This is a genomic window from Metabacillus sp. Hm71, from assembly GCF_051842955.2.
Taxonomy (GTDB): Bacteria; Bacillota; Bacilli; order Bacillales; family Bacillaceae; genus Metabacillus.
Genome location: NZ_CM200278.1, coordinates 1,120,653 through 1,133,624, shown reverse-complemented (window position 1 = coordinate 1,133,624; position 12,972 = coordinate 1,120,653). Strand labels below are relative to the sequence as shown.

The 12,972-nt window shown below is 38.3% G+C and carries 10 protein-coding genes and 1 pseudogene; all 11 read right to left on the bottom strand.

The window, feature by feature from the left end:
- Positions 1 to 108: 108 nt before the first annotated feature.
- Positions 109 to 1,392 carry an ABC transporter substrate-binding protein gene (locus tag ACSVDH_RS05705; protein WP_439248798.1) on the bottom strand — a complete coding sequence of 428 codons (1,284 nt, stop codon included), beginning with the start codon at positions 1,390 to 1,392 and terminating at the stop codon, positions 109 to 111.
- A gap of 76 nt (positions 1,393 to 1,468) precedes the next feature.
- A complete protein-coding gene (locus ACSVDH_RS05700) occupies positions 1,469 to 2,458 on the bottom strand; it encodes an SIS domain-containing protein (RefSeq protein WP_439248797.1) in 990 nt (329 codons plus the stop codon).
- A gap of 230 nt (positions 2,459 to 2,688) precedes the next feature.
- On the bottom strand, positions 2,689 to 5,361 hold the full coding sequence (gene ppdK / locus ACSVDH_RS05695) for a pyruvate, phosphate dikinase (protein ID WP_439248796.1): 2,673 nt from the start codon (positions 5,359 to 5,361) through the stop codon (positions 2,689 to 2,691).
- Positions 5,354 to 6,178, bottom strand: a complete 825-nt coding sequence (locus ACSVDH_RS05690) for a pyruvate, water dikinase regulatory protein (protein WP_439248795.1) — start codon at positions 6,176 to 6,178, stop codon at positions 5,354 to 5,356. The genes ppdK and ACSVDH_RS05690 overlap by 8 nt, the downstream gene beginning before the upstream one ends.
- A 523-nt stretch (positions 6,179 to 6,701) precedes the next feature.
- Entirely contained in the window at positions 6,702 to 7,835 is a 1,134-nt protein-coding gene (ald, locus tag ACSVDH_RS05685; RefSeq protein ID WP_439248794.1) for an alanine dehydrogenase, read from the bottom strand.
- A gap of 372 nt (positions 7,836 to 8,207) precedes the next feature.
- A pseudogene (locus ACSVDH_RS05680) lies at positions 8,208 to 9,115 on the bottom strand (DMT family transporter).
- 188 nt (positions 9,116 to 9,303) lie between these two features.
- The gene (locus ACSVDH_RS05675) at positions 9,304 to 9,837 is read right to left on the bottom strand and encodes an NAD(P)H-dependent oxidoreductase (RefSeq protein ID WP_439248793.1); all 534 of its coding nucleotides are present in this window, start codon (positions 9,835 to 9,837) and stop codon (positions 9,304 to 9,306) included.
- Positions 9,838 to 10,024: 187 nt separating this feature from the next.
- Complete coding sequence (locus tag ACSVDH_RS05670) at positions 10,025 to 11,236, bottom strand: NAD(P)/FAD-dependent oxidoreductase (RefSeq protein ID WP_439248792.1); 1,212 nt, start codon at positions 11,234 to 11,236, stop codon at positions 10,025 to 10,027.
- Positions 11,237 to 11,239: 3 nt separating this feature from the next.
- The gene (locus ACSVDH_RS05665; RefSeq protein ID WP_439249141.1) at positions 11,240 to 11,560 is read right to left on the bottom strand and encodes a (2Fe-2S)-binding protein; all 321 of its coding nucleotides are present in this window, start codon (positions 11,558 to 11,560) and stop codon (positions 11,240 to 11,242) included.
- 5 nt (positions 11,561 to 11,565) lie between these two features.
- Positions 11,566 to 11,838 carry a (2Fe-2S)-binding protein gene (locus ACSVDH_RS05660; RefSeq protein WP_439248791.1) on the bottom strand — a complete coding sequence of 91 codons (273 nt, stop codon included), beginning with the start codon at positions 11,836 to 11,838 and terminating at the stop codon, positions 11,566 to 11,568.
- Between the two features lie 270 nt (positions 11,839 to 12,108).
- On the bottom strand, positions 12,109 to 12,903 hold the full coding sequence (locus ACSVDH_RS05655; RefSeq protein WP_439248790.1) for an aspartate/glutamate racemase family protein: 795 nt from the start codon (positions 12,901 to 12,903) through the stop codon (positions 12,109 to 12,111).
- Positions 12,904 to 12,972 lie beyond the last annotated feature (69 nt).

Genomic DNA, 12,972 nt, shown 5'->3' with positions numbered 1-12,972 from the left:
GGTGTTAAATATAAGTAAGGAACGATTTTTTTATTAGGCAATGTTGATCACCTCTGCTTTTTAAAGAAAAGGCGGCCATTTTTAAACCGCCTTTTTCTATGAATAAGTTTATTTTTCTTTTACTTTTTTATTAGCTTTGATTACATCTGCCATCACTTCTTCTGCGGTTTTCTTTCCATCCAGCATCTGTTGTGTACCATTCAAATAAGCATCTACTATTGAAATATCAACTGCAGTATCAAACCATAAATAAGTCTTTTCAGCATTTATGATTAAATCAATTGCTTCTTGCTGAAGCGGTGAAGCGTTTTCAGAATTTGTCGTTCCTTTTACGGCACTATATTCACTTACTTCAGTTAATTGCTCGGTTCCCTTTTCTTTAGAGGTTAAGAATTTAATAAATTCCATTGCTTCTTTAGGATGCTTTGTTTTTGAAGAGATCATAATTCCTTCAGGAGCTGCAGTAATCGAATTAGGGTTCCCCTCTCCTCCTTCAATTGCAGGAGTATTAAAAACACCTAAATTTTCTTTAAGAGATGGTTCAATCAAGCCAATTTCAGCAAGCTGGAAGTAGCCTATTGCCGCTTTTCCACCATTGAATAATTCCCTTGCATATTGATGATCGACAGAGTTAACACCGGTATTAAAGAAAGGTTCCAGCTCCATGAATTTTTCGAGTGCCTTGACATATCCAGGATGGGTAAAATCGCCTTCTGGATTGTTGCGATCATAATCTTTAGCAATAACCTCTTCTGGTACCATTAATTGATTTAATGAACCAATATAATGAGAGATCGTCCATGGTGCTTTGCTTCCAAACGCAATCGGAGTAACCCCCGCTTCCTTTATTTTCTCTGAGACAGCAATTAATTCAGCCCAAGTGGTTGGAATTTCAAGATTCAAATCAGCAAAAATCTTTTTATTATAAAAGAAGGCTTTTCCATCTGTGGACCATGGAATACCGTAAATTTTCCCATCAAGTGTGAACGGTTTAAACTGGGACTCAATGATTTGACTTGACCATTCCTTATCGGCATTCACCGCCTCTGTTAAATCTAACGATTGTCCAGCACGGACAAAGTTGTAGGCAAACTCGCCACTCCAAGAAAAGAAGACATCTGGTGGATTTTTAGAACCTAACACGACTCTAATTTTTTCTTTATACGAGTCGTTCAACACTGCTTCTGTTTTTATTTTTATATTTGGATGTAACTCCTCAAACTCTTTAACGGCATTTTCAAAGTATTGCTTTTTTGGCTCAGTAGGCCAGCGGTGAAAAAATCGAAGCTCAACGGTTTCATCATTTGAAGATGTTTCATTAGCTGAGGAGCAGCCTGCTATCATCGAAAGGAATAGAATGGACACAATACTTAAAATCATTAACCTTTTCATAACCTTCCCCCTTGTAAGTACTAAAGCGATATCATTGCGGAAAAGCGTATGTTTCTCGCTTTTCCGCCCTATTAGTTTAGTATTCTACTTTCCACATATATCTGCGTTTTGATAGAGGATGATTGCGAGCTTCCGCAAGATTATCCGCATACTTCCTTAACACAAAATTTAACACCAGGGGTGCTATGTAACCTTCAACCCCTTCTTGAATTCCTGTAAAATCGAATTCTTTCGCATCCAGGATCACTAGCTTTTTGCCATATCGTTTGGAAAACTCTAATGCTCTTTCTTCTAAATGTCTTGTTTCATCCAACCCTAGTAAAATGATAAAAGGGGTTTCTTCATCAATAATTTCAAATGGACCGTGGAAGTACTCACCTGCATGGATGGCATGAGAGTGGATCCACTGCATTTCCATTAAAATACAAATAGCAAAAGAGTAAGCTACACCATAATTTGCACCGCTAGCCATCGTATAGATTATTTTTTCATCTTTATAAGCTTGTCCAAATTGTACAGCTTTGTCGTGTGATTGGGAAGCAGCTTTTTCATAAACCGTTTGGAGGTTTTCTAAGCTCGCCTCAATCAAATCGAATTTTGGATTATCTTCTACTGTTTTAAGTACACCAAAGACCAATTGATAGATAACCGAATAATTCGTTGTGAAAGCGTTTACTTCCTGCCCCCATTCATATTTCAGAACAACATCTGATGCCTGTGCTAATGGAGAACCTATTTCGTTTGTTAAGGAAACCGTCAATGCACCTTTTGATTTTGCAAATTTTGCTGCTTCTACTGTTTCAGGTGTTGTACCAGAGTGAGAACATAAAATAACAAGCGAATGATTGCCAAGCTTAGAATGATTCCGATAAATGAATTCATTAGAACTATAAAGATGTGCATCCATCTTCTTCGCTTCCCGATCAATGACATATTTGCTCGGGTACATAAGTGCAGAGGATCCACCACAAGCTACGAAAAAAACGTTTTCAACATTCTTTTTCTTAACCTCTGCCAATGCATGTTTTATTTGATTTTTCACATCTACTACTAATTCAGTTTCCATATGAAAGCCTCCCCTTATTTTTTTGGATAAGTAGTTACTACCTATCCACCATAAACAACACACAACATTATAATACGTTATATATTGTTATATTTGATTATATAATATACTGATCTCATCTATGAGTCAATGGAGTTTTTAGAAAATTCAATCGACAATTTTTGCAACTAGATTTCTTATCAATTCTCTTAAATGAAGAAGCCGCCCAAAAGAGGCAGCCTTCTCCATTTTTATATTTGTAATTGAAGTTGTTCCTGTTTTTGTTTATGTTTAATTGTAGCTTGAGCTGCTGCAAGGCGTGCAAGAGGCACACGGTATGGTGAACAGCTTACGTAATCCAATCCTACATCATGGCAGAATTGGATTGAATTCTTTTCTCCTCCATGTTCTCCGCAAATACCTGTTTTTAACCCTGGCTTTCTGCCTCTGCCTAGCTTTACGCCAGTTTCAACAAGTTTTCCTACTCCTTCCTGATCAAGAGAAGCGAATGGATTTTCTGGGAGCACTTTGTTTTCAATATAGGCTTGAAGAAATTTACCCTCTGCATCATCTCGGCTGTATCCAAAAGTAGTTTGCGTTAAATCATTTGTTCCAAACGAGAAAAAGTCCGCCTCTCCGGCAATTTGGTCAGCTGTTAAAGCCGCTCGCGGTACCTCAATCATTGTACCAATGAGATAATCAAATTTCAGTCCTGTTTCTTCCTCAACTAGCAAGCCCGCATTGATCACTAATTGTCGCATTTCTTTTAACTCATTTACATGCCCAACCAATGGAATCATAATTTCTGGTTTGACGACCATTCCTTTTTCCATTACCTTCGCAATTGCATAAAAGATTGCTTTTGCTTGCATCGCGTAAATTTCCGGAAAAATCATTCCCAATCTGCAGCCGCGGTGACCTAACATTGGATTAAATTCATCTAATTGGCGTACTTTTCTTAACAGCTGCTCTTTTTCCTGTAATTCCTTAGATTTTGAATTTGTTATCTGAAGTTTTGTCACCTCAACCAGAAGTTCTTCTTTATCTGGCAAAAACTCGTGAAGAGGAGGATCTAAAAGACGAATCGTTACAGGATTCCCCTGCATCGCTTCAAAGATTCCTTCAAAATCTTCTTGCTGCATTGGCAATAACTTGGCTAGTGCTTTTTCTCGCTCCTGATGTGTTTCTGCAAGTATCATCTCTTGTACAATTGGAATACGCTTGGCATCCATAAACATATGTTCTGTGCGGCATAGTCCGATTCCACCTGCTCCAAACTCAAGAGCTTTTTTGGCATCTTCAGGGTTGTCTGCATTTGCTCTAACGCCAAGTTTTCGTTCCTCATCTGCCCAAGAAAGCAACAATTGAAACTCAGATGAAAGCTGCGGTTCAATCATCGGAATTTCCCCTAACATAATTTCACCCGTTGAACCATCAATCGTAATGACATCACCTTGTTTTACGATCGTGTCTCCTACTTTAAACTGCTTTAATTTTAAGTCAATTTTTAATGATTCACAGCCGCATATACAAGCTTTTCCCATACCCCTTGCAACAACTGCTGCATGGCTTGTCATTCCTCCGCGGCTAGTGACTGTTGCCCCAGCCGCAACAATTCCATGAATATCATCAGGTGTGGTTTCTGGGCGAATAAGAATCACCTTCTTTTTCTCATCCTTCGCTAATCTTTCTGCTTCATCCGCATCGAATACGACTTCTCCTGTTGCTGCCCCAGGAGAAGCTGGCAGACCTTTCGCTAAAGGCTTTCGTTCATATGAATCATCAATGCGGCGATGGAGGAGTTGATTGAGCTGTTCTGGATCTACACGCAGAATAGCCTCCTCCTTAGTAATGATTTGTTCATTTACTAATTCAACTGCGATTCTAATGGCTGCTTGAGCTGTTCTTTTCCCAGTCCTTGTTTGAAGAATAAATAGCTCGCCACGCTCGACAGTAAACTCAATGTCCTGCATGTCTTGATAATGCTTTTCAAGAAGGTGGCAGGTCCGGATTAACTGCTGATATACTTCTGGCATTTCTTCCTGGAGAGAAGCAATCGGTTGCGGGGTACGAATCCCGGCAACAACATCCTCTCCCTGAGCATTTATCAAGTATTCACCGTAAAGCTTTGCTTCCCCTGTTGATGGGTTACGAGTAAAAGCCACTCCAGTACCAGAATTGTTGCCCATATTTCCAAATACCATGCTCTGTATGTTCACTGCTGTTCCAAGATGATCGGGAATATTCTGAAGACGACGGTAAACAATTGCACGTTGATTATTCCATGAATCAAAAACAGCGCGAATCGACAGGAATAACTGCTCCTTTGGATCCTCAGGAAATGTTCTTGTCGAATGCTTAGCTACAATCCTCTTGTATTCTTGGATCACTTCTTTCCAATCTTCTGCAGACATTTCTGGATCTGAACTATATCCCTTTTCTTCCCTGATTTCGTCTAAAAATTGTTCAAAATAAAAACTATCTATTTTAAGGACAACATCGCTAAACATTTGAATAAATCTACGATAAGAGTCATAAGCAAAACGCGGATTGTTTGTTAAGTTTGCCAGCCCCTCAACAGTCTCATCATTCAGGCCAAGATTTAAAATGGTATCCATCATGCCTGGCATTGAATGCACTGCACCAGAGCGGACGGAAACAAGCAGAGGATTGGATGGATCTCCAAGTTTTTTTCCTGTTTTTTCTTCAAGGATATTAAGGGCTTCTAAAATCTGAAATTCAATCTCTTTTGAAATTGATTTTTCCGCATCATAATATGTATTACATGTCTCTGTTGTTATTGTAAAACCATAAGGAACCGGTAACCCAATTCGGGTCATTTCTGCTAGGTTAGCTCCCTTACCTCCTAAAAGTTCCTTTTGTTTGCTGTTACCCTCATCAAACATATAAACAAATTTAACCATGGAATACTGCCCCTCTCTTTTTTAACATTGATAGTATTAAATCAGCCGTCTCTTCTATTGCTTTATTTGAGACATTAATGACCGGACAACCTATACGTTTCATTATTTTTTCAGCATATTCTAATTCTTTAAGGATCCGATCAAAATTCGCATAATTCGCTTGGGTTGTTAACCCTAAATTTTTTAATCGCTCTATGCGAATTTCATTTAATTTATCTGGTGATATGATTAACCCAACACATTTCGTTTTAGGAATAGTAAAAAGTTCATCAGGAGGTGCAATTTCCGGTATTAAAGGTACATTTGCCACCTTAAATCGTTTATGGGCCAAATACATGGAAAGCGGTGTCTTCGATGTTCTAGAAACTCCAATTAATACAATATCTGCATGCTTAATCCCTCTTACATCTTGTCCATCATCATATTTTACTGCGAACTCAACCGCTTCAACTCTGCGGAAATAGTTATCATCTAATTTCCTCATTAGTCTTGGCTGCCGAATCGGCTCTTTATTAAATGTTTGAATAAATGCTTCCATAAGCGGGTTCATTAAGTCAATCGCCATAATTCCTGCCTCTTTTGCCTGCTGGTCAAGAAATTGCTTTAAAGACGGTATAACGATCGTATAGGCAATGATGGAATGATGATATTTCGCGGCCGTAATGACATTACTAATATCGTTTATATCCTCTACATAGGAAATATGCTTAATTTCAACATCTTCCCTATTAAATTGTGATGCAACTGCTTTTACCATCAGCTCAGCTGTTTCGCCAACCGAATCAGATACGACATAAACAATTTCCTTCTTACTCACTTCTGACCTCCTATTCCTTTGCCTCTTTTTATTGTTTCATAGAGTTATTATGTTATACTAATTAATCAAAATATGAAATAATGTGTCATACTTTTTAATTAAATAGTATATTACCACTTATTATACTTCGATTCAATCCCTTTCTTTGAATCTAGTTCAAAAAGTTCAACATTATCTTGCGGGTATATCGATCTTTCAATATAGGTGAGGTTTCCTCAGGATTAAGACGTTTGCTTATTGACTATACAAAATAGTTTCCCTCTATAAATCTTTTGTTTATCAACTATCCCTTGCCTTTATTGCCTATGTGATAATGAGAATCTTAACAACTATAAACCGGGGAGCAATAGAAACAGCCAAGGCTCTCATACGCACCTGGCTGTTTTCTCTCTTCTCTCTAATTAGCAAAATTAAGCCATTCTACTTTTCTTCCAAGTCCCCCACAGGATTTTTACACAGATTTCACGACACAATACGACTCATTTCTTACTTACTATTATTAAACTAAATTTATTAATCTTACTTAAACATTCATAAGTTCCTTTTCAAAAACCTTTTCCGGTGAAACAAAATGATAACCAAGTTCTCTCGCCACAGCTTCGTATGTGATTTCGCCGTTTGCTATGTTTAATCCAAGCTTTAAGGATTCGTTATTAGAAATTGCTTTCAATACACCTTTGTTTGCAATCTGCAACGCGTAAGGAACTGTGACATTTGTTAAAGCAATGGTAGAAGTTCTTGGGACCGCCCCAGGCATGTTTGCCACTGCGTAATGAACCACACCGTGTTTTTCATATGTTGGGTTGTCATGTGTTGTAATATGATCAACCGTCTCTACAATACCTCCTTGGTCAATGGCCACATCTACGACTACAGAACCAGGTTTCATTGCTTTTACCATTTCTTCCGTTACCAGCTTAGGAGCTTTTGCACCTGGAATTAACACAGCTCCGATTAAAAGATCCGCTTCAGCTACAGCTTGTGCAATGTTGAATGGATTGGACATTAATGTTTTAATTTGATTGCCAAAGATATCATCTAATTGACGTAATCGATCTGCACTTAAGTCAATGATGGTGACATCAGCCCCTAAACCGATTGCCATTTTCGCTGCATTTGTTCCCACAACACCCCCACCAATGATGGTCACCTTGCCGCGACTGACACCAGGAACACCTGCAAGAAGGATACCTTTACCGCCATTTGATTTTTGTAAGAATTGAGAACCAATTTGTGCAGCCATACGACCTGCTACCTCACTCATTGGAGTAAGGAGAGGAAGAGTACGATTTACCTCAACAGTTTCATAGGCAATAGCAATAACTCCTTTGTCCTTAAGAGCTTGACCTAAGGCCGGCTCAGCAGCTAAGTGTAAGTAAGTGAATAAGATTAATCCTTCACGGAAGTAACCATATTCGCTTGGAAGAGGTTCTTTTACTTTCATAATCATTTCAGCTTGAGACCACACATCTGCAGCATTTTCAATAATCTCTGCACCAGCATTGGCGTAATCTTCGTTTGTAAAACCACTTCCAGCCCCAGCATCTTTTTCAACCAACACCTTATGTCCAGCATTTACAAAAGAAATTAATCCAGCTGGTGTAAGAGCTACACGATTTTCATTATTTTTAACCTCTTTTGGTACTCCAATAATCATGTTAATCTTCCTCCTAAAGTAAGTAGTTTCCTAGAATAAAATAGATTTCTCCAACCTCTTAAACTAAAATTGGTTTTGATTACGGTTAGAATTGTATTTCAAGTATAAGCATTGGTTGCTTGAACTTCATTAGACACACTGTAAAATACATGGTAGATAGGATACGACATTGTGGACGTTCATTTTACAGCGGTTAAACACAAAAAAACGGATATTTCCTTAAGACTAGGAGATACCCGCTGTTTTTATACTCATATTAATAAATTCCATGCTATGATCCTCTCAAGATTTTTTGATACAGAAACATTCTAATTATATTGCTGCTGTTCCACCTTCTCCTTATCAAGTATTGTCTCAATTACCTTCAGTATGTTAGATGCTTTCATTTTTTGGTAAAATGTTGCCCATTTTCGTTTTTACGATCCTTTTTAATTGTTTTTCAAATGCAAACACAAGGATCCCAAAAACAATGATGATGCCGCCGATTACTTGAGAAATTATGACGGTTTCTCCTAGTAAGATATAAGCTAAAATAATAGCTCCGACGGGTTCAAACAATATCGAAACCGAAATGACATTCGTGCTGATCCATTTTAATGACCAATTAAACAATGAAAGACCAAATAAAGTAGGAACGACGGCTAGCAGCAAAAAATATACCCAGTCTTGAAGAGGATAGCTCATTAATGGATATTGCAAAAAAATGCAGTAAATAAACAATGTAATCGCACTAAAGCTGTATACAATAAATGTATAAGCGGTTAAAGAATGCCTTTTTCTCACTTCTTGACCAAACAGCAAGTAAGCAGTCACCATCGCACAAGCTGCTAATGCGAGAATATCTCCAAATAAAGCCATACCGCTGACATGAAAATCTCCCCAACTAATAATGAAGCTTCCGATTATAGCAATCACTGAGCTTATAACAGCAGTGAACGATATTTTCTCTTTAAAGAAAAAATAAGTGCCGACAAACGAAAAGAGAGGCTGCAGCGTAACAAGCACAACCGAACTTGCAACAGAAGTAAAATTAAGAGATTCAAACCATAAAATAAAATGGACTGCTAAAAACACGCCGGCAACACTCGAAAAAAGCCAATCCTTTTTTGAAAAAGCCTTTAATTCAGGTAAGTTCCTAAATAAAAAAAACGGCAAAATAAGCAGTGCTGAAAAAATAGTCGATAAAATGCAACCACAGCTGAAGGTGCTGTTGTTAATTTAACTAAAACAGCTGAAGTCGAAACAGCTATTACTCCTATAACCAGCGCTATATATGGCATAGTAAATGATGACTTCACAAAATTCCCCTCTCTTTTTCGATATCTCTATTAAATATGGACGAGATATGCTAGGACATTATGGGCACTCATTTCACATTGGTAAAAAACGAATACCCCCTTAAGTCTAGGAAATATTCGCTATTTTTATAATCATATTAATAGATTACATGCTATGAGCTTCAATCTGTTCACTCAATAATATCCCTGGCTAGAATATAATTCACATATGCTTTTGCACTTTCTTTTATTTCTTCATCCATTGCAGTATATGTTCCGTTGAAAATAAAAGCCGGCAAAAAATTAGTCCCTATTAAATTACTAGTTGCCTGGAATGGTTTTAATAGTTCGCTCATAGAGTAATGATTACGTCCACCAGCTTGGTATCTTTCTTTTGCACTGCCTGTTGTTACTGCTAAAATGAGCTCTTTATTATGCAATTTATTCCCATTTGAACCATATGCCCATCCATGAGTAAGTACTTCATCCTGCCATTTTTTAAGAAGTGGTGGAGAACTATACCAATAAAATGGAAACTGCCAAACAATCCTATCATGTTCTTCACATAACTTTTGTTCTCTTTCAATATCAATTTTTTCATCTGGATATTGCTTATAAAGTTCATGAACAGTTATATTGGGGTACTTCTTCAATTCACCTATCCATGTTCTGTTCACAGTCGACTCTTCAATATTTGGATGAGCTACAATGACCAATACCTTCATCAATTTTACCTCCATGCTTAAATTTTTAACATTCCGTATCTTAACCTGAAAACGTGAATAACGAAAATGATTTTCTGATAAGTCAACTAAAAATACCCGCATTAGTCCTTCTTCTAATACGGGAAGCATTTTTTGCATACTTACGTTCAGTAAAACACTAACAAGACTTAAAAAATTCGATCCGCAATTAGATCAAGAGCTTTTTCCCACGAGATTCATAAAATTTATGATGAAGTTCCGTACGCGCTTCTTCAATGCCTGGCTGGAATTGGATAAGCGCTTTGAGCCGTATTTCCATAACCCCCGCTATAGCCGCATCAATTTTCTCATCAGCACGATCCACTAGAGCGTTAAGTTCACGTGCAATCGCAAGTCCAGCTACTGTTCCTTGGGCCCTAGCCACTTTAGCACTTTCAACACCTGTGATATTGCCTGCTACATATAAACCAGTGAGATTAGTTTGCATAAATTCATTATGCAAAGGAACATGTCCTCCTAGTTCGGGAACATAGCAGAAAGAGCAACCAGCAACAGCCGCAAGTTCGGACATTGGTGTGAGACCGCCTGCAATACAGACGAAATCAGCAGATACTATTTTGTCCGTTCCGGATACAACCTCCCCAGATGCAGAAATATCAGCAACGCGCACACCTTCCACTTGCTTTTCCCCAAGTATTTCTAGCGCTGTTTTACGGAGTTGAATAGGAATATCCCACATTTTAAATCCATTTTTCGGATACAACCGTGCTCCAAGTTTCGGGCTTACCCACTTCCCGCCAAATCGGATTAAAGGTGAAGGTGCTAAATGTGATAATCGTAAAAGTGATTCCATCATTTTCTCCGGATTGGCGGCATCGCCAGATAAAAGACCCGGCTGTGGAAGCAAGATACTCTCAATGTGAACGCCACATAATTGCAATTCCCTTGCAATTGCTACTGAGAGGACATTAACACCGATAATGATCCCTTTCTCTCCCGGCTTCACACGATGTACATTCCCCATTACCTGAGCTGCTCCAATCGACATGACACCTGGAAGAGTCCATCCCGGAATCGGAATAGGAGTTTCGGAAGCTCCTGTAGCAAGCAAAAGACATTTAGACTCGATTGCTTTATCAGTAGTATATACACACCACCCATCGTCCAATTTCATTAAATCATATACGGATACTCCACATAGGATATTTACCCCAAGTTGAATGGCACGTTCATGGAGTTTTTGTGCTTCCGCAATCCCGTTCACCCACTTGCCATCAGGTTCCTCATGCAGCTGCCCCAATAAACGGCCTCCAGGCTTTACGAACTCATCTAATACACACACTTCTAATCCATTTTCGGCTGCCGATATGGCTGCGCCTAACCCAGCCGGGCCCGCACCTACAATCACAAGATCAATCATAACTTACCTCCTTTTTGAGAAGTTGCAGAGAGAGAATAGACCTGATTCAATTCGCATATTGTTTTCTACTGGAGTTAAACAAGCCCTAACTGTATTTTTGCCGTTTACTCTTACCCGGCACTCAAAGCAATGACCTATATTACAGTAAATCCCTCGTGGAGTGTCCTTGTCCTCATGACGACGAAGGGTACGAACTCCGGATGCAAGCAAGGCAGATGCAATGGTATCTCCTTCATAAGCGACATATTGTTGATCATCAAAGTAAATCTTTATTTTTGTTTGTTTTTCAAGATTTCCTAAAACAGGATGATCATTAACTCTCATTGAATTCATTTTGTCTCCCCTCCTAATACACCAAATGAAACTGGTCGGACAGGAGGACGATAGCTAAGTGACACTTCATTAGAAACCGCTGGTCCACCTAATTGCTCTACCAATCGATCGATCATACCTCGACAAGTACGTCCCCCGCATGGTCCCATCCCTGCACGAGTTCGTAACTTTACCTCACGTGAGGAACATTGAAAACGCTCAACCGTTTCTTTAATTTCTTTCAACGTTATTTCTTCACATCTACATATTACGGTTTGATTTTCACTCATGGGATTTCTCCTCCATTGTTTCTAGTCTAGGTTCTCTTTAAATGTGTAAGGAACTATTGTTCTCCACATATAATTACGGTTATATAAACGAAAGAGACATCAACATTCATCCTGTGTAAAATAGATGTGCTGCCAACTATTTTTACGCAGAGTGAACGTTTGATGTCTCATACGTACTTAAGTAGCACATTAGAGGATATTATTGAAATACTGCGATGCTTGTTTGTTTACATGCTACGTTTAACTTAATCTATGTTTTCACGATATTTTTTAGATAAAACCATAATATGGTTTTTGACTAGTTGCATAATGAGCCCATTTGATCATGGTAATAAAATCAAATACCGGAAGTTTAACAGCTCTTTGAATATCAGCTGCATACGGCGGTAAATCACTGCATTCCAATAGAATCGCGCCGATATCAGAATTTTCATTTACCATATTGACAGCTGCATCTACTACTTCTCTTCTTACCTTTTCATTATCAAAAGATCCTCTGCTCTCAATGATGGCTGAAAATTCAGGCAACCTGCCTAAATCTCTTACTACACAAATATTTGGATCATCTATACCACAACTTTTAAATAGGTTTGGAGTAATTCCATTTGCATCTGCTGTCAACATACCAATTTTTTGGCTGGGTTTTAGGCCAGTCTTAATCCAAGGTACTTGAACAACACTTGAAAGATAAACTGGAATATCAACAGCTGCAGCTACTTTATCTTGGAAATTGCCAAAAAATCCACATGCCGCACATATTGCCCGCGCTCCTTCTGCTTCAAATTCTTTTGCAGCTTTTATAATATCGTCGAGTAATGTAGGATCACCTAAATGAATTCTTTCTTGATTACAATTTGGCACGACTTTTAGCCTTACAGGAAAGTCATAGGTAGATAGATTTGCAACATTTCCTGGTAAAACAGGGTACCAGCATTCATCTAAATAAAGGATTCCAACTGAATATCCCGCTACATACTGGCCTTTTTTCATCGTAATAATCGTACTCTCTTTTTCTTTGCCTAAATATCCATATTCCCGTGCATCGATCAAATCTTTAGAGATCAATTGCGGTTCCTCCTTATAGATTCAGAGAATACTTTTGTATTCTCTGAATCTATTTAATCTCAATCTTTT

Excerpts from the sequence above, each read along its gene's own strand:
- ACSVDH_RS05705 (WP_439248798.1), bottom strand. The coding sequence starts at position 1,392 with ATGAAAAGGTTAATGATTTTAAGTATTGTGTCCATTCTATTCCTTTCG.
- ACSVDH_RS05700 (WP_439248797.1), bottom strand. The coding sequence starts at position 2,458 with ATGGAAACTGAATTAGTAGTAGATGTGAAAAATCAAATAAAACATGCA.
- ppdK (WP_439248796.1), bottom strand. The coding sequence starts at position 5,361 with ATGGTTAAATTTGTTTATATGTTTGATGAGGGTAACAGCAAACAAAAG.
- ald (WP_439248794.1), bottom strand. The coding sequence starts at position 7,835 with ATGATTATTGGAGTACCAAAAGAGGTTAAAAATAATGAAAATCGTGTA.
- ACSVDH_RS05675 (WP_439248793.1), bottom strand. The coding sequence starts at position 9,837 with ATGAAGGTATTGGTCATTGTAGCTCATCCAAATATTGAAGAGTCGACT.
- ACSVDH_RS05670 (WP_439248792.1), bottom strand. The coding sequence starts at position 11,236 with ATGATTGATCTTGTGATTGTAGGTGCGGGCCCGGCTGGGTTAGGCGCA.
- ACSVDH_RS05665 (WP_439249141.1), bottom strand. The coding sequence starts at position 11,560 with ATGAGAGTTAATGATCATCCTGTTTTAGGAAATCTTGAAAAACAAACA.
- ACSVDH_RS05660 (WP_439248791.1), bottom strand. The coding sequence starts at position 11,838 with ATGAGTGAAAATCAAACCGTAATATGTAGATGTGAAGAAATAACGTTG.